General features: G+C 47.3%; 16 protein-coding genes. All 16 read right to left on the bottom strand.

Annotation, left to right across the window (positions count from 1 at the left end; genetic code table 11):
• Positions 1-399: 399 nt before the first annotated feature.
• The gene (locus BGP75_RS05405; RefSeq protein WP_076716254.1) at positions 400-852 is read right to left on the bottom strand and encodes a hypothetical protein; all 453 of its coding nucleotides are present in this window, start codon (positions 850-852) and stop codon (positions 400-402) included.
• A gap of 119 nt (positions 853-971) precedes the next feature.
• Entirely contained in the window at positions 972-2,189 is a 1,218-nt protein-coding gene (locus BGP75_RS05410) for an O-succinylhomoserine sulfhydrylase (RefSeq protein WP_076716257.1), read from the bottom strand.
• Positions 2,190-2,200: 11 nt separating this feature from the next.
• Complete coding sequence (gene purF / locus BGP75_RS05415; RefSeq protein WP_076716260.1) at positions 2,201-3,715, bottom strand: amidophosphoribosyltransferase; 1,515 nt, start codon at positions 3,713-3,715, stop codon at positions 2,201-2,203.
• A 187-nt stretch (positions 3,716-3,902) separates the two neighbouring features.
• A complete protein-coding gene (locus BGP75_RS05420) occupies positions 3,903-4,397 on the bottom strand; it encodes a CvpA family protein (protein WP_076716263.1) in 495 nt (164 codons plus the stop codon).
• Positions 4,398-4,555: 158 nt separating this feature from the next.
• A complete protein-coding gene (locus tag BGP75_RS05425) occupies positions 4,556-5,227 on the bottom strand; it encodes an SPOR domain-containing protein (protein ID WP_076716265.1) in 672 nt (223 codons plus the stop codon).
• Positions 5,228-5,229: 2 nt separating this feature from the next.
• A complete protein-coding gene (folC, locus tag BGP75_RS05430) occupies positions 5,230-6,558 on the bottom strand; it encodes a bifunctional tetrahydrofolate synthase/dihydrofolate synthase (protein WP_233152850.1) in 1,329 nt (442 codons plus the stop codon).
• The gene (accD, locus tag BGP75_RS05435; RefSeq protein WP_076716271.1) at positions 6,545-7,504 is read right to left on the bottom strand and encodes an acetyl-CoA carboxylase, carboxyltransferase subunit beta; all 960 of its coding nucleotides are present in this window, start codon (positions 7,502-7,504) and stop codon (positions 6,545-6,547) included. The genes folC and accD overlap by 14 nt, the downstream gene beginning before the upstream one ends.
• A 184-nt stretch (positions 7,505-7,688) precedes the next feature.
• Positions 7,689-8,492: a tryptophan synthase subunit alpha gene (gene trpA / locus BGP75_RS05440; protein WP_076716274.1), complete on the bottom strand. Its 804-nt coding sequence runs from the start codon at positions 8,490-8,492 to the stop codon at positions 7,689-7,691.
• A 51-nt stretch (positions 8,493-8,543) separates the two neighbouring features.
• Positions 8,544-9,734 (bottom strand): tryptophan synthase subunit beta, encoded by a 1,191-nt coding sequence (gene trpB, locus BGP75_RS05445; protein WP_076716525.1) that lies wholly within the window; start codon positions 9,732-9,734, stop codon positions 8,544-8,546.
• A gap of 13 nt (positions 9,735-9,747) precedes the next feature.
• The gene (locus BGP75_RS05450; protein ID WP_076716277.1) at positions 9,748-10,374 is read right to left on the bottom strand and encodes a phosphoribosylanthranilate isomerase; all 627 of its coding nucleotides are present in this window, start codon (positions 10,372-10,374) and stop codon (positions 9,748-9,750) included.
• A 102-nt stretch (positions 10,375-10,476) separates the two neighbouring features.
• Positions 10,477-11,313, bottom strand: coding sequence for a tRNA pseudouridine(38-40) synthase TruA (truA, locus tag BGP75_RS05455; RefSeq protein ID WP_076716279.1), 837 nt, complete (start codon positions 11,311-11,313; stop codon positions 10,477-10,479).
• Between the two features lie 181 nt (positions 11,314-11,494).
• Complete coding sequence (locus BGP75_RS05460; RefSeq protein ID WP_076716282.1) at positions 11,495-14,506, bottom strand: FimV/HubP family polar landmark protein; 3,012 nt, start codon at positions 14,504-14,506, stop codon at positions 11,495-11,497.
• 546 nt (positions 14,507-15,052) lie between these two features.
• Positions 15,053-16,162: an aspartate-semialdehyde dehydrogenase gene (gene asd / locus BGP75_RS05470; RefSeq protein ID WP_076716287.1), complete on the bottom strand. Its 1,110-nt coding sequence runs from the start codon at positions 16,160-16,162 to the stop codon at positions 15,053-15,055.
• 281 nt (positions 16,163-16,443) lie between these two features.
• Entirely contained in the window at positions 16,444-17,520 is a 1,077-nt protein-coding gene (gene leuB / locus BGP75_RS05475; protein WP_076716290.1) for a 3-isopropylmalate dehydrogenase, read from the bottom strand.
• A 70-nt stretch (positions 17,521-17,590) separates the two neighbouring features.
• Positions 17,591-18,235: a 3-isopropylmalate dehydratase small subunit gene (gene leuD / locus BGP75_RS05480; RefSeq protein ID WP_076716292.1), complete on the bottom strand. Its 645-nt coding sequence runs from the start codon at positions 18,233-18,235 to the stop codon at positions 17,591-17,593.
• A 20-nt stretch (positions 18,236-18,255) separates the two neighbouring features.
• Positions 18,256-19,686 carry a 3-isopropylmalate dehydratase large subunit gene (gene leuC, locus BGP75_RS05485; protein WP_076716295.1) on the bottom strand — a complete coding sequence of 477 codons (1,431 nt, stop codon included), beginning with the start codon at positions 19,684-19,686 and terminating at the stop codon, positions 18,256-18,258.
• Positions 19,687-19,913 lie beyond the last annotated feature (227 nt).

A 19,913-nucleotide genomic window follows, 5' to 3' on the forward strand; every position in this document is an offset into this window, starting at 1 on the left:
TACCCTGGAACGATCAGCCCTCCTGATCAAAAGCTGTTGTTGGGTTACGTTGCGCTAACCCAACTTACCCTTGGCTTTAGCTGAGTCCTAGTTTACAGAAAACCGACTACCCTAGAATAACAAACCCACCCAATCAAGGTGGGTTCCTCAATCGCTTACGAAGATGTGGATATTCAGGGCTGGAAAAACACAAACTTAGGATAAAAAACAGACAGATATGAAAAAAACGACAGGCGCTATATGCGACCAAGACTAGCTGAATAAAAATGCCATTCAAAAGCAACTACACTGATTGCGGCTAAAAGTACAAAAGCCATACAACCAGAGTAAAGAATTCAGATTGCCGACAGTAAATGCACCAGACGCCGTCCGGTGCTCAATATATACACATTTATATTCTTAGGAGAAGAAGCGCTGCAACTGCTCTTTACTTAAAAGGTTACTGCCTTCTCCACGCATTACTTTTAAAATCTCTGATTTCGCCATACCTCTGGGCATCCCACCTTCTGAGAGTATAGATAATAGGTGTTCAAAAAGATCTCTGCGTTTAAGACCAAGAGCACTATGAGCACGACGGTCTTCACATTGCGCAGTCATGCCAGTACCGCATTCACACAAGCGAGACATTTCGATGAGTGGTTTAACAGCGCCGCCCGCTTCCTTTAACCCCTGAGAAGAATCTACCGGAGAGGTATTTTCGACAAAATCTTCCAAGGTGTCATACACCCTGCCACAACCGCTGCATTCCTTTGGAAACGCTCCTTCCGCCAACACTTTCAGTCCAGCAAAAACCTCTTCGAATTTGTCTTCTGATTTTTGCTCTTCAGACTTTTTATCTTCAGATTCCAGCATCCATCGCTCCTCATGCTCATATTTGCACTGTTACAACAAACATAGCCGAAAGTGTCCGGGATTTCACTTTCGTCAGACAAGAAACCTTTTCTTTCAGAACGCAACCAAATTCAAAGTATCTAAAGCGTATTCAGCCCACGCGCCAGATCATTTTTCAGGTCATCCAGGCTTTCCAAGCCAACTGACAATCGAATCAGGTTATCGTTAATCCCGGCTTTTTCCCTTTCTTCCAGACTTAAACGTCCATGAGTCGTAGTTGCCGGGTGGGTAATCGTCGTTTTCACATCTCCCAGATTGCCTGTGATAGAAACAACCCTTGTAGCATTTATAAAATTCCACGCCTGTTGCTGGCCGCCTTTGACTTCAAATGCCAAAACCGCACCGAAAGCCTTCTGCTGTTTCGCTGCCAGCAAATGCTGAGGATGAGACTCCAGCCCCGCATAGAACACCTTATCAATTCCTTCCTTCTGCTCCAGCCAGTTTGCTAGTGCCATAGCTCGTTCGCTCTGAGCCATTAAACGAAGCTCCAGGGTTTCCAATCCTTTGATAAAGACCCAGGCGTTAAAGGGGCTCATCGAAGCTCCGCCCGTACGAAGGAAGCCAAAAACCTCCTCCATCTCCTTTTCTGGCCCTACTACAGCGCCTCCCATACAACGCCCCTGTCCATCCAAGAATTTTGTCGCCGAATGAACCACGAAATCGGCACCAAGGGTCAGTGGCTGTTGCAGCGCCGGAGTACAGAAACAATTATCAACCGCTAGCCAGCAACCATTCTTATGGGCAACATCGGAAACCGCTTTAATATCAGCAATTTCTGCCAACGGGTTTGAAGGCGTTTCAAGAAAAAACAGCTTGGTATTTTTGGTAACAGCCTGTTGCCAGGCTTCAAGATCACCAGGATCTACAAACGTGGTGGTAATACCCATTTTAGAAAAGTACTTGTCAAACAGCGACACTGTGGACCCAAACACGCTGCAAGAACAAACTATGTGGTCACCGTTGGAAAGCAGGCCAACCCCCAGAGAAAGAATGGCAGCCATTCCTGTTGAAGTTGCAACCGCTCTATCTGCTCCTTCTAAAGCGGCAATACGCTCCTCGAAAATGCGCACAGTCGGGTTGGTAAAACGAGAATAGATATTACCATCCTCCTCACCTCCAAATCGGGCCGCTGCCTCGGCTGCATTATTAAAAACAAAACTCGAGGTTGGAAAGATAGCCTCACTATGCTCCCCCTCTGCGGTACGGTGATGACCGCCACGAATAGCAAGAGTACTGAACTCAGCATCAGACAGATCAGAATCCAAACCGTCACGAAAAGAAGTTTTAGATGACTTCATCAAATCAATCTCTACAGTTTGTGATACATATTATTAGTTTCATCGCTCTCATTGGACTCCAAATCCTGCTTGGCAGCGTCATTCCGCTTAGCCTCAATGGACTCAAGATAATCAGAATCAACATCACCCGTTACATAATGACCATCAAAGACCGAGCAATCAAAGAGATCAATGGTGGCCTCACCACCCTGTGTTGAAGCCACTAAATCAGGAAGATCCTGGTACACCATCCAGTCAGCGCCAATCAGCTCACCGACTTCTTCGTCAGTGCGATTGTGAGCGATAAGCTCATTAACGGATGGCATATCTATGCCATATACATTTGGATAGCGAACAGCTGGCGCTGCAGAAGCAAAGTAGACTTTCTTGGCTCCCATTTCCCTCGCCATCTCAACTATTTGACGAGAGGTTGTACCACGAACTATAGAATCGTCGACTAACAGAACATTTTTTCCCTTAAATTCCAGCTCAATAGGATTTAGCTTACGACGAACTGTTTTTTCTCTTTCCTGCTGCCCAGGCATAATAAATGTGCGACCGATATAACGATTCTTAATAAACCCTTCCCTGAATTTCACGCCCAGAACGTTGGCCATTTCCATAGCTGCAGTACGGCTGGTCTCAGGAATAGGAATCACGACATCGATATCATGCTCAGGTCGCTCCCGGAGAATTTTTTTCGCTAGCAGCTCCCCCTGCAGCAAACGTGCCTTATACACTGATATCCCATCAATAATGGAATCCGGCCGCGCCAGGTAGACAAATTCAAACAAGCAAGGATGCAAGGCTGTTTTTTCTGCACACTGACGTGTATGAACTTCACCATCCTGAGTGATATAAATAGCTTCGCCGGGATCAAGATCTCTTACCAGCGAATAACCACTGATATCCAAAGCAACGCTCTCAGACGCTACCATATATTCAGTTCCCTGCTCGGTTTCCCGCTTACCGTAGACCACCGGCCGAATGCCGTTAGGATCACGGAAAGCTACAATGCCGTAGCCGGTAATCATACCCACTACAGCGTATCCACCACTGCAACGTTTATGGACCTGAGTAACAGCAGTAAAGATATCCTCTGCACTGGGTTGTAGCTTACCCAGTTGCTGCAGTTCATGAGCAAATACGTTCAACAACACTTCAGAATCAGAATTGGTATTAATGTGTCTTAAATCTGTTCTGAATATATCGTCAGCAAGCTCTTTGGCATTAGTAAGATTACCATTATGTGCCAAAGCAATACCGTAAGGAGAATTTACATAAAAAGGCTGGGCCTCAGCGGCGCTCGCACTTCCTGCTGTTGGATAACGAACATGGCCAATACCCATATTGCCGATAAGGCGACGCATATGGCGAGTCCGGAAAACTTCATTGACAAGACCATTGTCTTTACGGAGGTGAAATCGCCCCCCCTGGCAGGTCACCATTCCCGCAGCATCCTGACCGCGATGCTGCAAAACAGTCAGGCTGTCAAACAATGTTTGATTAACGTTGCTTTTGGCAACGATGCCTACAATACCGCACATTTGACGTACCTCATCAATATTTCAAATCGGAATTTTCAGAAAAAAGACGGCGAAGTCCGCTTTTTGAAAACACCCTGGCTTAGTCGGTTACAGCCGATCCAACTTGCCGCCCGCCATTGAAAACGTCTATTGCCCTTTTTGAGTCAAAGCCCGACTCAAGGATCAGTATAAATTATAGCCGCCCACCTTAACGACCGATGTTCAAAATCAGATCCGACGTCTCAGACGCTAAATTCTGAGTCCACTGTTCCATTACAGCGAAATGGGGAATAAGAAGAGATTGCTGCCACCACCGGTCTTTCACAGCCGGAGACATACCCAACAGAGCAACCAGCACAACAACAAGCACTCCCCCCCGAGCGATACCAAAAACCATCCCAAGAACTCGATCAGTCCCACTGAGGCCTGTAGCTCTGATTAACAGCCCTATAAAATTATTAATCAGAGCCCCAGCAAATAAGGTAGCAATAAATAAAAGCGCAAACGCGGCAACGACCCGGGCCGAGGGTGTTTCAATATAGCCTGCCAGCAACGCACTCATATTGTCGGTAAAAAGTCTCGCCACTATAAAGGCAGCAACCCAGGTCACAAGAGACAGGGCCTCTTTGACAAATCCGCGCTTAAGGCTGATAAGCGATGAAACAACGATTACGGCAATGATAACCCAATCTGCCCAATTCATACTTTACTCACTTAGAGATTCACAAAGCAGCCGAATTCTATCAGAGCCTGCCGCCAGTCCCAACCAAGATAGCTACTGATTTGTTAATTAATCACTAGCAGCTAAGCCCGGGTTGAACAGGAGTCTGCTGACACCACAACCCATTCATCCTGAGATACTTAACTGGTTGTAAATCGCAGGATAAGACCATCAAGCTTAAACTCACGCTTTAGCTTCTTGCGAAGTTCTTCAACAACGGATCGCTGCAGATCCGGCCCGACAAAAACCTTACTTAAATCCTGCTTACGGCGTATATATGATTTATACCCCCTGTCAGAAAGTCGCTTACGTAGTGCCTTAGCGTTACCGGCGTCCTTGAAACTTGCCAGTTGAATTGTCCAGGCAACAGGCACTCCTTGCTTATCCAGCACTGGCTTTTCTTTGGTAATTGAAATGGGTGCCTTAGCTACGTTTACCTCAACCTTCGGCTTGGTAGCCTCTTCAGTATTTATATCAGCTTTTCGATTAGACACCGTTTCTTGTGTAGGTGAGGCTTGAGAGGCCTCGGATGCAACCGGGTTGTGCTGCATATCAGATTGACTTAGTGGTGCATCTGGCTGAGGCCTTGGATCAGCAAAATCAGCACTATCGTCCAATGGTTTGTTTTCCGGTTTATATGGCTGCATGACCGGGAAGTCAGGTTCAGCAGGAATACTACCCTGTACCTGAATATCCCCATTAAGCTGGCCTTCCCGATAGCCCTCACCATCAAAAACCAAAGGTACAAATATTACCGCCAACGAAAGCAACAATAGAAAGCCCACTAAACGCTGTTTGCGTTGCTGACTCATACTTAAGCCTCCAAACAGCCCTTTAGAACATCAGCAACAGTATAAAATGATCCGACCACTAGAATGACTGCCCTGGAACCCGAATTTTCCAGTGCATGATTAAAAGCATCGGAAACGGTGTTGAAACAACGCCCTCCCGGCTTCACCAATCCCAGAGATTCCAGAGCTTGATTTAACTGGACAGCTGTCTGGCCCCTTGGCACATGGAGTGTCGCTGGATACCATTGATCAACAACTGAACTTAACTGCTTCAGGGTTGATCGTACATCCTTGTCCTCCAACATACCGACAACACAATGGACCTGCACTTTTTCAGAACAATCAGTATTTCGATCAGCATCCCCAGAAGAAGAATACTCTGCGATAAAGGCTTGAGAAGAAATCTGTTTTGCCAAATTCTCAGCAGCGTGAGGGTTATGAGCCACATCCAAAACAACCTGACGGTTGTTCTTCACGACTTGCTGAAAGCGACCGGTTAACTGTGCTTTCTCAATTCCTTTACGAAATGCATCATCAGATATTGCCAGATCAAGCATTTTTAACGCCTGAATTGCAGTACTCCCATTTGAAAAAGGCAACGAGGGCATAACCAAATTATTTATGCAAATCTCTTCACCCGTTCTGTCTCTGCCTCTCCAGGACCAAACTGTATTGTCAGTTTGCACAGGCCCAAATTGACATCCCCAGACCATTAAATCAGCACCGATGTCTGCAGCATGTTTGACAACAGATTGAGGTACATCAGCTTCCCCAAAAACAGCAGGACGGCCGGAACGGAAAATACCGGCTTTCTCGCGACCAATAGTCTCACGGTCATTCCCAAGCCAGCTTTCATGATCTAAGGCAACCGTTGTCACAACCGCAACATCTGGGTCGACAATATTTACGGCATCCAACCGTCCACCTAAACCAACCTCCAGCAATACCACATCGATCGCTTGCCTGTTAAAAATATCAAGAGCAACCAGCGTGCCGAATTCAAAGTAAGTCAATGGAACATCGGCTTTCGATCGCGCGTTCTCAATACGAGCAAAGGAGTCACATAACAACTGATCCTCAACCGGCTGATCGTTAATCGTGATTCGTTCGTTATAGCGCAGAAAATGTGGTGAGGTATAGCACCCCACCCGAACACCCGCTTGCTTCAGAATCTCCGACATATAGGCAATCGTTGACCCTTTACCATTAGTACCCGCCACCGTTACAACGGGGTGAATCATATCCCTGACTCCAAGCTCAAGCGCCACTTTAAGAGTGCGCTCCAGCCCCAAGTCAATTTCTTCTGGATGCCCTGCCTCAATAAAAGACAGCCACTGATCAAGATTCAACAATGGGGTCGCCTGCTTCTTTACTCTCGGATACTTCCTCTTCATCCACCGGAGGTTGCTGTATAGGCTGTTCTTCAACAACATCTATGACAACTGTTTGATTGGTTAGTTTGCCAAGAATCAACGATAAACGATTGCGCATATCTGAACGATTAATAATCATGTCCACTGCGCCATGGTCTAACAAAAATTCACTGCGCTGAAAACCTTCCGGCAATTGCTCACGAACAGTCTGTTCGATAACTCTTGGCCCGGCAAAACCTATCAAAGCGTTGGGTTCTGCAACATTCAGATCGCCCAACATAGCGAGACTCGCAGATACGCCACCGAAAACAGGGTCCGTCAGCACGGAAATATAAGGAATACCTTCTGCTTTTAATTTTTCCAATACTGCACTGGTCTTCGCCATCTGCATCAAAGAAAACAGAGCTTCTTGCATTCTTGCACCACCACTGGCAGCAAAACAGATCAACGGCAGACGCTGCTCCAGACAAACATTGGCCGCCCGAACAAATCGCTCGCCAACAACCGCCCCCATGGATCCGCCCATAAACTCAAAGTCAAAGGCTACAGCCACAACCTCAAGATCATTCACTGATCCTTTCATGGCAATGAGGGCATCTTTTTCTTCAGTTTGTTTTTGAGCTGCAGTTAATCGATCTTTATACTTTTTGGAATCCCTAAATTTCAGGCGATCCACCGGCTCCACATCCGCACCGATTTCAATTCGATTGCCCTCGTCCAGGAAAAGCTCAAGCCGATTACGCGCTCGCAGGCGCATATGATGATTACACTTGGGACAAACATTTAAATTTTTCTGCAATTCGGGCCGGTACAACACCGAACTACACTTGGGACATTTCTTCCAAAGGCCTTCAGGCACATTAGCTTTCTTCTTTGAATCAGAACGAATCAAAGAAGGTACAATTTTATCTAGCCAGCTGCTCATATACTCTCCAGGCTCAACCCGAATACTCTTTATCAATAGTCGCGATTAAAACTCGCGAATTCTAGCCGTGATTTTTAGCTACGCTTTGGTGCAAATGTAATGTATAGCGTTCAAATCCGCGCAGAAAACATTGAACGCTCCCGTCTGGGAGTCAAAGTTCTGCGCCTGAACATTAACAACAAAACTAAGCGTCCATCGCTTGCCTCATTCCGCGAATAATGTCTGCAACCTGCTGCGGTATACTGTCCGGGGTACTGGCTAGTTCAGCAATTTTATTAACTAACACACTTCCAACGATAACTCCGTCAGCAACCTTGGCAACCGATGCTGCGGATTTGTCATCGCGAATACCAAAACCTACACCCACGGGGAGATCTGTAATTTCGCGTATTGCTTCAAGTCTTGTAGCGACTTCATCAACATCGAGAGATGCCGACCCGGTAACGCCTTTCAGAGAAACGTAATAAACGTAACCACTGCTGACATCACAGATCTGCTTAATACGTTCTTCAGATGTGGTGGGAGCCAACAAAAAGACAGCGTCCAGATTATTGCGTTTTAGACCCGCACAGAAGTCTTCCGCCTCTTCCGGCGGTAAATCAACGGTCAGAACTCCGTCAACACCCGCTTTACTGGCCCGTTCCAGGAACGTTTCATACCCGATAGCCTCGACTGGATTGAGATACCCCATTAACACGACCGGGGTTACTGAGTCAGTCGTTCTAAACTCTGACACCATATCCAGAACGTCCACCAATCTTACGCCATGAACAAGAGCCCGCTCACAGGCAAGCTGAATCACAGGACCATCGGCCATCGGGTCAGAAAACGGAACACCCAACTCAATAATATCGGCTCCGGCTTCCACCAGTGCATGCATCAGTTTAACGGTAACACCCGGTTGTGGATCACCTGCTGTAATGTAAGGAATCAATGCCTTTCGGCCCTTAACCTTCAGCTCCTGCAGGCAGCTTTTTATACGACTCATAGAATCCTCAATATGTCTTTTTGAGCAGCGAAAAAAAGAACGTTAAACGGACTAAATACCAATGCCGTCAATTTCCGCTACCGTATGAATATCTTTGTCACCACGCCCGGAAAGATTTACGATCAACACCTGGTCTTTATCCATAGTGCGGGCAAGCTTCATTCCATAGGCAATCGCATGACTGGACTCAAGAGCTGGCATAATTCCCTCAACCCGGGTCAGGTCGCGAAAAGCATTCAGAGCCTCATCATCATTAATTGCCACATAATTAGCCCGTCCACAGTCTTTTAACCATGCATGCTCTGGCCCGACTCCTGGATAATCCAATCCGGCAGAGACAGAATGGGTACCTGCTATCTGTCCCGATTCATCTTCCATCAGATAGGTACGGTTTCCATGCAACACACCGGGGCGTCCTTTACATAACGGTGCAGCATGAAGCCCTGTTTCCAAACCGTGGCCACCCGCTTCCACACCATACATCTGGACATTTTTATCAGGGATGAAGGGGTAGAACAATCCGATGGCATTAGAGCCACCACCAACACAGGCAACCAGCGCATCTGGCAGTTTACCGGCCTGAGCCAAGCACTGCTGTCTGGCCTCACGGCCGATCACGGCCTGAAAATCACGAACCAGCTTTGGATATGGGTGTGGCCCTGCTGCCGTCCCGATAATATAAAAAGTGTTATCTACATTAGTAACCCAATCCCTCATCGCTTCGTTTAAGGCATCTTTCAAGGTTTTAGTTCCAGATTCTACTGAAACCACTTTGGCACCCAACAGCTTCATTCGGTAAACATTGAGCGCCTGGCGGCGAATATCCTCTGCCCCCATATAAACAACACACTCCAGACCCAGGCGGGCGGCAACGGTGGCCGATGCAACGCCATGTTGACCGGCTCCTGTTTCGGCAATGATACGGGGTTTACCCATACTCTTTGCCAGAAGAGCCTGTCCTATTGTGTTATTTATCTTGTGCGCTCCGGTGTGGTTCAGATCTTCGCGCTTAAGGTAAATACGTGCTCCACCCACTTCCTTCGTCAAACGCTCAGCAAAATATAATGGCGATGGTCTCCCAACATAATGCGCCAGATCGGCATCAAATTCTTTCTGGAATTCAGGAGACTTAGAAAGCTTTTCGTAGAGTTCCGACAAGTCCTGTAGCGCACTCATTAGCGTCTCAGAAGCAAAACGCCCCCCGTAAGGACCAAAATGTCCCAGCTCATCAGGGAGATCCATCAGTGCTTTAAAATCAACGTTGGTCGGCACAACTCACCTCTTTTATAAACTGATTGACCAGCTGACTATCTTTGATGCCTTTGGCAGCTTCAACGCCACCACTGACATCAACGGCAAACGGACGCACCTGCGCCACAGCTGATTCGATATTGTCTGGATTTAAACCGCCGGCCAGAATAACCGGCAGATCGAGATTCTCGGGAATCAATCCCCAATCAAAGGTTTCACCGGTTCCCCCCGGCACACCCGGTCGATAGGCGTCTAACAAGAGAGCTTTGGAACACGGGAACTGCCGTGCAAAAGCAGGCACATCAAGCCCTTCTCTTACTCTTATGGCTTTAATATAAGGGCGGCTGAAGGAACGGCAGTATTGCGGCGATTCATCACCATGAAACTGGAGTAAATCGACAGGAACCTGGCTTAAAACATCCCTGACTTGCTCAACAGGAGCATCAACAAATAGCGCAGTAACAGTCACAAAAGCGGGTATGGCCTGACAGATTTCAACAGCCTGCTGAATAGCAACAGATCGAGGACTCGGATCGTAAAAAACCAGCCCTATAGCGTCAGCCCCAGCATCGACCGCTGCCGCAGCATCCTCAACACGGGTAATCCCGCAAATCTTGACCCTGGTTCTCACCCTAAGGTTCCACTCATATAAAGATTATGACCATCCTTCGCCCGCTTTCATTGAGCGAGGAAAGGCAAAGACCGAAATAGTACCAGATGGCGCCCCTTTAGGTTAGTCAAACTGAGGCAAAAATACCGGTCCAAGCTCGGATTTTGGTAGATTAAACTCATCAGGGTAAATCGCATTAACAAAATACAAGCCAAATGGTGGCGCGGTGACCCCTCCCTCTCTTCTGTCACGAGATTCAAGCACCTCTTTAGCCCAGATAGGCTCCGCATCACCGGAGCCTATTTTCATCAATACTCCAGCGATATTTCTAATCATATGATGTAAGAAGGCATTAGCCCTTACATCAATAACTATTAGCTGCCCCAACCGCCTGACCCAAAGATGCCGAATATCTCGCACCGGACTATGAGCCTGACAACCCACAGCACGATACGAACTAAAATCATGGGTTCCAACCAAATAATTGGCCGCCTCCTGCATTCGAACTTCATCCAGAGGTCGAAAAGTCCAGGTAAGCTGACGGCTTAGCAGAGCAGGCTTCACGGGGCCATTAAAAATGACGTAGCGATATCTGCGCTCTAGAGCAGAAAAGCGCGCATGAAACTCTTCGGAAACGGATTTTATCCATTTAATACAAATATCATCCGGCAAATAAGTGTTGCTACCCAACAACCAGCCGCGCTCAGGCCTGACGGCGGCACTATCGAAGTGAATAATCTGGTAGCTGGCATGAACACCACTGTCAGTGCGTCCCGCACATATTACGGAAACCGGGTGGTTAGCGACCCGCCCTAAAGCCGCCTCTACCGCCTCCTGAACACAGTTGACACTACCCGGCTGACTTTGCCAGCCATGATATTTACTACCGTCATACTCAACACAAACCGCGTAACGGCAAAGAGGTGGCTGAGCCACCTCTTCTTTTTGGGGGTTATCCATCGCTTAACTTACATCTAAGAAAACGGCCAGAACCGAATGACCAAAATTCAGGACTGACCGTTTAAGTTAACATGTCTTGACCAGCTGAATAACTCAAGTCAGCTCCAGACAATTATAAAAGGTTTTTACCTACAAAAAATCTACCCATCCAAACAGCAATTGCTGCATCCACACTGATTCATCACTGCGATGTCAGCTCATCAAGCAATTTTTTAGCCTCAGCCTGCTGAGGTCCGTCACCATCCTTAATAACCTCCTGAAGAATATCCTTGGCACCATCTGGGTCGTCCATATCGATATAGGCCCTTGCGAGATCCAGTTTTGTACCCAACTCATCTGAAGCGTCAAGATAGTTAAGCTCTTCTGAAGAATCTGATACGTCGGTCTCTTCCAGATCCAGCTCATTATCGTCACCTTCAAGCATAAGATTGAGCTCAGCCTCCAACTCCTCATCATTAACGCCATCAAGGTCTTCATCGGAGTCCAAAGACATCAATGAACTTTCATCAGAAGGCGTTTCCTCAGCCTCTTCAAGCACATTGCGATCAACATCTTCTGAGCTCACATCTTCAGAGGATTCCAGAGATAACCCCACATCATCTGAAGCCTCTTCAGCCAACTCTACCTCGTCCTCGGCCTCAGAAACCACTTCATCCAGATCAACTTCAGTAGCCGGAGCACTATCAGCAGACTCCTCATCCAAACTTAAGCCTTCAGCAAGGCCGGGGATTTCCAGCTCCAGGTCATCCAAATCATCGTCTAACGCATCGATTTCACCCAGATCCAACCCTTCGCTGGAAACTTCAGTTTTTTCATCAGCAAGCTCATCTTCTTCATCAAGATCGAAACTCTCCAAGTCTAACTCTGAGTCTTCTGCTACTTCACTGACAGGCTCGCTGTCTACAGGGGACATCCCTTGCGCTTCTGCCTGACTTAGTAAATCATCCAGGGCATCATCACCGAGCAGATCTTCCTCTTCTTCCTCCGGCAAGGCATCTATGGTATCCAGCCCTGAAGCTTCAGCAAGATCTGCATCATCCATCAGCTCCTCTAAGCCAGAATCCTCAGTCAGGCTGTCTTCACTATCCTCGCTAAGGATGGCGTCAAGACCATCAATTTCCAGATCATCTGCATCATCAAGACTAAGCGCGTCGGGCTCTTCATCTTCTTCTGTATCAATTGAAAGCTCATTACCGCTTTCCGCTTCAGATTCTTCCAGAATCATGTCCAGCTCGGACAGCTCATCTTCTGGATCAGCCTCAGCCCCGGCGACCTCCTCTTCTATGTCAGCGGTTTCTTCTGCAAGGATAAAGTCCAGCTCGTTATCTACACTATCGACAGCAGCTTCGTCTTCAACATATTCATCAGCAGCTTCTTCAAGGGTTGTTTCATCCGCCGTATCTATTTCATCAAATGCTTCTTTAAGCTCGTCATCACTGGCCAGATTTTCTTCATCCTCTCCCGCCAGATCGTACTCTTCGTCATTGAGCAACGAAGCAGTAAACTCAGCCATCTCGGAGTCTTCTTCTACAGGCTCATCGATCTTCAAGTCCATATCAAGATCATCACCAAGCTCCTGATCAAGATCATCTGAGATCAGCGCTTCAAACTCATCTGACATATCATCATCTGTTGCCAGATTAAATGGATCATCCTGATCATCAACCACATCAACCTCTGCCAGTTTTTCATTGGCAGGTTCTTCAACAACAGGCTCTTCAGGTGCTATTGATTCTACAGTCGAATCAACATCCTCGGCAGCTTTTTCACGCTCCTCCAAAACAGCCATGGCCTCTTCAACGGCTTTTTCGTCCTCTTGCTCATCAGATTTGCGCTTGCGAGTCACAAACCAGATTCCAGCAAGCAAAGCCAAGAGACCTGCAACCCCACCACCCAACATCGCGGGAGACTGGAGAAGCTTGTCAAGAAACCCTCCGGTCGGTGGCTGAGGCGGCGGAGTTACCGGTGTAGTACCCGCCTGCGCTTCTGTAAGCTTATTTTGCAGATCAGCCATTTCCTGATCTTTTAACAGTAGAAGCCGCTGTACGGATTCCAACTGCTCAGCCAGTCGCTCCATTCGCTGGAACAGCTCTGTGTTATCCCGCTCGACTTTATCCAGCCCCTCCAAAGTAACAACAAGCTGCTCTTCCAGCTCTTGATTCTTCGCGCGCAGCTCTTCCGCCACTCCTCCGCCAGTAGCGTTCCCTTCGCTATCCACACTGATATTTTCAGCATCACCGCTTCCGGTATCGTTTTCCGGGGTTTTACTGACTATTCGAAGCTGAGACTGTTCATCCACACTTGCAGAAGTCTGCTGCGGAGAGTCTGACTTACTTGCATCCAACTGTTCGGCTTTCTTGTCGGTATTGGCGTTATTTTTCGGAACCGTCTCTTTCCATGCTGAATTCTGCCGCTTAACTTCTTTAACCGAGGTAGAAAAGTCCAAAGCTGCTATTTGTTGCTTGTTCGGAATATCCAACACTACGCCGGAACGCAGTCGGTTAATATTATTGTTGATAAAAGCGTCAGGGTTCATCTTTTGGATTGCCAGCATCATTTGCTGGGGGGAGACGCTACGATCCGGACGTGTTTTAAGTGCAATGTTCCAAAGATTATCTCGAGCGCCAACTTTATAAGACGCCCCTCTACCCGTACCTGCTTGCTGATTTGCTGTGGAAGACACAGCCCCCGGATTAGAAGCTCTCCCTGAGGGACGAATAGTTGGCGCAACAGTCTGACTGGAAACAGAGGTTCCTACGGGGGCGGAAGGAGTAGCCCGCGGAGCCAGGTCTTTAGCTGTAAATACAGGCGGATCCAATAATACCGTATATTCGCGTACCAACCGACCACTAGGCCAATTAACTTCTACCAAAAAATTCAGAAACGGTTCTTTAATAGGATCACGGGTAGTGAGTCGAATAACGCCCTTACCGTTTTTTATATCTAGCTGAAAATTAATATCAGAAAGGATTGTTGTTGGCTTGACCCCTGCAAGATAGAAATCATCGGCATCAGCCAGACCTGCGATAACCTGGGTCTGTATAAGATCCCTCACCTGAAGCAGATTTATTTCTGCATCCAAAGGTTGATTCAAGGCGGAATGGACAGTAACTTCCCCCAGCCCCAACGCCTGGGCTTGTGCGGTGGTAAGGGCACCAATGGCTGCCAGAGTGACCGCAGATTTTCGCAACATACTCTCTTCCTTTTGTTCACATCTTCGGAGCGTCCTCCGACGAAGTTACAAGTATAAATATGGGGCTGACTTCATCGGTTTATTTGCATCTGCAGAACAAACCCAATTGAAGCAAGTCTTATCCGATAGCGGCTTAAAGTATTATTTAATAATGCGTTATAATCAATATGTCGATGGCATTCAACAGCATATAACTGCAAATTAGCTGCTTAGAATCAAATTATTTCATAACTTGCTACCGGGTATGTCTCTTAATTACCAGAGACTTTGCTTACTTTTAAGCCAGTCAGACTCGATAATAAACACGCAATAAGCAGACAGAGGAAGGAACCACCGACCCAGCAACAAAGCGAATCAGCAGCCAAATCCCAGACAAAATTAGATTTGAAAGCACATAAAAAAGACAGACAGGGATTACCTGATATTGGAATGTTTTATAATACCGAACACATTGTAATACTAAAAAAACGACCAGCATACATGCCAGCCGTTTTACAGATCATTCAGGAAAACATCCAAACACTCAATCTAAATTGAATCAAGCACCTATGCTTCCTGCAAAATATTAAGCATCCGACGCAACGGTTCAGCAGCCCCCCACAACAACTGATCACCCACAGAAAAGGCATTCAGATATTCAGGCCCCATATTTAGCTTCCGCAAGCGACCAACGGGGACGGTCAACGTACCAGTAACAGCAGCAGGGGTCAGATCACGCATTGTCAATTCGCGATCGTTGGGCACAACCTTCACCCAATCGTTGTGTTCAGCCAACATCCCCTCAATTTCATCAACAGGAATATTCTTGTTCAACTTAATTGTAAACGCCTGGCTATGGCAACGCATTGAACCAATACGGACACAGGTTCCGTCCACAGGAACCGGGTTTTCACTAAGCCCCAGAATCTTGTTGGTTTCAGCCTGACCTTTCCACTCTTCGCGGCTTTGACCGTTATCCAACTGGGTATCAATCCATGGAATCAGACTACCAGCCAACGGTACGCCAAATTGAGCCGTATCAAAACCGTCACCTCGCATAGCTGCGGCCACGTCACGATCAATATCAAGTATCGCAGACGCCGGGTTATCCAACTGGTTAGAAACAGACGCGTTTATCTGGCCCATCTGACGAACCAGCTCGCGCATATGCTTTGCACCACCACCGGAAGCCGCCTGATAGGTCATAGAAGTTAACCACTCGACCGCACCGGCCTGAAACAATCCGCCAAGCCCCATCAGCATCAAACTAACAGTACAGTTGCCACCAACGAAAGTCTTGCCACCTTTGGCTATTGATTCTCGAATAATATTGCCGTTAACAGGGTCCAACACGATGACACTTTCATCCACCATTCTCAGAGATGAGGCAGCATCCACCCAATAGCCCTGCCAGCCAGACGCACGTAAAGGAGCATAAACTTCTTTCGTGTAATCACCGCCCTGGCAGGAAATAATAACATCCATAGGTTTGAGCTCGGTAATATCCCGAGCATCCTTGAGTGTTGGAATTTCTTTACCAATCTCAGGGCCTTGCTGGCCTACCTGAGATGTGGTGAAAAACACGGGCTCAATATTGTCGAAATCCCGCTCCTCAAGCATACGCTGCATTAGTACGGAACCAACCATACCTCTCCAGCCTACAAAACCTACACGCATCTTTACGTCCTACTTAATGTTATTGAATAATTCACTTTCAATTGATAAATCACGGCCAATTGATACTTTACGACTTACCCGAAAAATTTACGCTTTAACGTTGTTACAACCTCAGTTGTAACACTTTAATTTGCTCCTCCCGAACATGTCAGCAAGCTTGTCACTGAGCACCAAAAACCACAAATCATGCCCAGTGACGCCCATCATATCAGAACTGTTTCTAAAGCGCCCCCTGAGCACAACTTATCTAAACCGGCTGGGGACCAGCTCTGTATCACCCACTACGACAGGGCTGCCACTACTGCATCACCCATCTCTTGCGTAGTCACCTTACGGTTGCCTTCTGAGTAGATATCTGCAGTGCGCAACCCTTGGTCCAACACCTGACTAACCGCCATTTCTATTCGATCAGCAGCCTCTCTCTCACCCAATGAATAACGCAGCATCATTGAAGCAGATAAGATGGTTGCTAAAGGGTTTGCAATACCCTGGCCCGCTATATCCGGCGCCGAGCCATGGCAGGGTTCATACATCCCCTTACCATTGGCATCCAAAGATGCTGATGGAAGCATACCAATAGATCCAGTCAGCATCGCCGCCGCATCAGAGAGGATGTCGCCAAACATATTGCCGGTTACCATTACATCAAACTGTTTTGGCGCTCGCACCAGCTGCATTGCTGCATTATCGACATACATATGACTCAGCTCAACTTCGGGATACTCTGTTGCCAGCTCATCCATAACTTCTCGCCAGAGAACTGTTGCTTCCAGAACGTTAGCCTTATCAATGGAACAGACCTTCTTATCCCGCTTCATGGCTGCTTCAAAAGCAACTTTACCAATGCGCTTGATTTCAGACTCACTGTAAACGTAAGTGTTGTACCCCTGACGCTCACCATTTTCAAGTGTACGAATCCCTCTGGGCTGACCAAAATAGATACCGCCGGTTAGCTCTCGCACAATCAAAATATCCAGACCGGAAACTATCTCTGGCTTAAGGGATGAAGCTTCTGCCAGCTGAGGATACAAAATGGCCGGACGTAAATTACCAAACAATTCAAGCTGCGAACGGATCGCAAGCAACCCCTTTTCCGGCCTGATAGCTGTATCCAATGTATCCCATTTAGGCCCACCCACAGCACCAAGAAGAATTGCATCAGCCGCTTGTGCCTGCGTCTGTGTGACATCAGGAAAGGGCACACCTGCCGCATCAATCGCAGCGCCGCCCAGAAGCCCTTCCTCTGTAATCAGATCAAGATCAAACTGAGCTTTAACAGCGTTCAGAACTTTTACAGCCTCATTTACGATCTCAGGCCCGATACCATCCCCAGGCAAAACAAGAATTTTCTTAGTCATCTACACACCATAATCAAATCATTTTAAAAGCAAAACATTTACATGCATAACCCAGGAATTGCGATCTGATCTACTTATCACAAAACAGCCAAGGCGCTTCTTTCCTTCGCTTCACTTCATAGGCCCTGATCACATCCGCTTGCTGTAACGTCAACCCTATATCATCCAAGCCATTCAACAAACAGTGCTTACGAAAATCATCTATTGCAAACCCCAGCGCTTTACCGTCTGGTTTAATGACCTGTTGATTCTCCAGATCTATTCGAAGCTCATACCCCTCAGCTGCTGCTACCTCTTCAAACAAAGAATCCACTTCATCTTCATTTAGAACAATGGGTAACAGACCATTTTTAAAGCAATTATTAAAGAATATTTCTGCAAAACTGGGGGCAATAACAACCCGTATGCCAAAATCATCCAACGCCCATGGAGCATGCTCGCGGCTGGATCCACAACCAAAATTCTCACGCGCCAGCAATATCGAACAACCCTGATAGCGGGGTTGATTCAATACAAATTCAGTATTCAGTGGCCGCTGACTGCAGTCCTGATCAGGAACACCTTCATCAAGATAGCGCAACTCATCAAACAAATTTGGACCGAATCCAGAGCGTTTAATGGATTTAAGAAACTGCTTCGGGATGATCATATCTGTATCAATATTAGCCCGGTCTAAAGGGGCCACCACACCTTTGTGCTGAATAAACTTTTGCATCTGCCTTCTCCTGATCCCGACTAGGACTGCCCCATAAATTCACGCACGTCAACAAAATGCCCTTCTATAGCTGCTGCGGCAGCCATCGCAGGACTTACTAAATGCGTACGTCCGCCAAATCCCTGTCGACCTTCAAAATTTCGATTTGAGGTTGAAGCACAATGCTCACCCTGACCTAACTTATCAGCATTCATCGCCAGACACATTGAACACCCTGGCTCTCTCCACTCTAAACCGGCCTCACGAAAGATCAGATCCAGCCCTTCTTGCTCGGCCTGAGCCTTTACCAGACCAGAGCCTGGCACGACCAACGCCTGCTTTAAAGTCGATGCTACTTTACGGCCTTTAACGACTGCAGCTGCCTCGCGAAGATCTTCTATGCGAGAGTTGGTACAGGAACCAATAAAAACTCGATCCAACTGGATATCAGTAATAGCCTGATTTGCAGTCAACCCCATATAGCTTAACGCCCGCTCAATCCCCTGACTCTTACCCTGGTCAGGTTCTGCTGCCGGATCGGGCACATGAGCATCCACCGGCAGAACCATCTCCGGAGACGTCCCCCAGGTAACCTGCGGCTTGATAGAACCACCATCGAGCACAACCAAATGATCAAAAACAGCATCATCATCGCTGACAAACTCTTTCCAGGAAGCAACAGCTTGCTGCCACTGCTCAGCTTTCGGAGCAAAAGGACGGCCCTTAACGTACTCCACAGTAGTGTCATCAACAGCTACCATTCCCGCTCGAGCGCCCGCTTCAATAGCCATGTTACAGACAGTCATTCGACCCTCCATGGAAAGATTCTGAATTACCTCACCACCAAACTCAATTGCATAGCCCGTTCCACCAGCTGTACCAATTTCTCCGATTATCGCCAAAACGACATCTTTAGCTGTCACACCAGCCTCCAATGCCCCATCAACGCGCACCAGCATGTTCTTCATTTTCTTGGCAATCAGACACTGAGTTGCAAGCACATGCTCAACTTCGGAAGTACCGATACCATGAGCAAGCGCTCCAAACGCACCATGAGTGGAAGTATGAGAATCACCACACACAACCGTCATACCAGGTAAAGTTGCTCCCTGCTCCGGCCCCACAACATGGACAATCCCCTGACGCGGATCATTCATCTTGAACTCAACCACACCAAACTCATCACAGTTGTCATCCAGCGTTTGGACCTGAATTCTGGACACCGGATCTTCGATACCTTCAACACCGATTGTTCGCTCTTTTGATGTAGTCGGCACATTATGGTCAGGAGTCGCCAGATTGCCACTGATACGCCATGGCGACCTGCCAGCCAGCCTCAGCCCTTCGAACGCCTGCGGTGAGGTAACTTCATGCAACAACTGTAAATCGATATAGATCAGTGCACTGCCATCCGTTTGCTGACTTACCAAGTGGGCATCCCACAGCTTGTCGTACAGCGTTTTTCCGGCCATTTTATTCTCCTAACCTTTTATTGTTCCAACCCGCTTCTATTTCCCAGTACGATGTTTTGCAACAGAGCGCCAAGGATTAGCCTCAATTCGTACAAGACATCCTATGAGCATCAATCAAATAAAACAAATTCAAAATATTTATATTTTGGATTCCTTATGGTTATACTTTGCCATCCACCACCTCCCCGCCTCCCTTTTAGTTAAGAGTTATTTTGGAGAGGACTTCC

This window comes from Motiliproteus sp. MSK22-1 (assembly GCF_001968815.1).
Classification (GTDB): domain Bacteria; phylum Pseudomonadota; class Gammaproteobacteria; order Pseudomonadales; family Balneatricaceae; genus Motiliproteus.

Bases quoted from the DNA above. Each gene is read 5' to 3' on its own strand.
- leuB (WP_076716290.1), bottom strand. From the start codon at position 17,520: ATGACTAAGAAAATTCTTGTTTTGCCTGGGGATGGTATCGGGCCTGAG.
- purF (WP_076716260.1), bottom strand. From the start codon at position 3,715: ATGTGCGGTATTGTAGGCATCGTTGCCAAAAGCAACGTTAATCAAACA.
- accD (WP_076716271.1), bottom strand. From the start codon at position 7,504: ATGAGCAGCTGGCTAGATAAAATTGTACCTTCTTTGATTCGTTCTGAT.
- BGP75_RS05410 (WP_076716257.1), bottom strand. From the start codon at position 2,189: ATGAAGTCATCTAAAACTTCTTTTCGTGACGGTTTGGATTCTGATCTG.
- leuD (WP_076716292.1), bottom strand. From the start codon at position 18,235: ATGCAAAAGTTTATTCAGCACAAAGGTGTGGTGGCCCCTTTAGACCGG.
- BGP75_RS05420 (WP_076716263.1), bottom strand. From the start codon at position 4,397: ATGAATTGGGCAGATTGGGTTATCATTGCCGTAATCGTTGTTTCATCG.
- trpB (WP_076716525.1), bottom strand. From the start codon at position 9,734: ATGGATCTCCCTGATGAGCTGGGACATTTTGGTCCTTACGGGGGGCGT.
- BGP75_RS05425 (WP_076716265.1), bottom strand. From the start codon at position 5,227: ATGAGTCAGCAACGCAAACAGCGTTTAGTGGGCTTTCTATTGTTGCTT.
- BGP75_RS05460 (WP_076716282.1), bottom strand. From the start codon at position 14,506: ATGTTGCGAAAATCTGCGGTCACTCTGGCAGCCATTGGTGCCCTTACC.
- truA (WP_076716279.1), bottom strand. From the start codon at position 11,313: ATGGATAACCCCCAAAAAGAAGAGGTGGCTCAGCCACCTCTTTGCCGT.
- asd (WP_076716287.1), bottom strand. From the start codon at position 16,162: ATGCGTGTAGGTTTTGTAGGCTGGAGAGGTATGGTTGGTTCCGTACTA.
- BGP75_RS05405 (WP_076716254.1), bottom strand. From the start codon at position 852: ATGCTGGAATCTGAAGATAAAAAGTCTGAAGAGCAAAAATCAGAAGAC.
- leuC (WP_076716295.1), bottom strand. From the start codon at position 19,686: ATGGCCGGAAAAACGCTGTACGACAAGCTGTGGGATGCCCACTTGGTA.
- trpA (WP_076716274.1), bottom strand. From the start codon at position 8,492: ATGAGTCGTATAAAAAGCTGCCTGCAGGAGCTGAAGGTTAAGGGCCGA.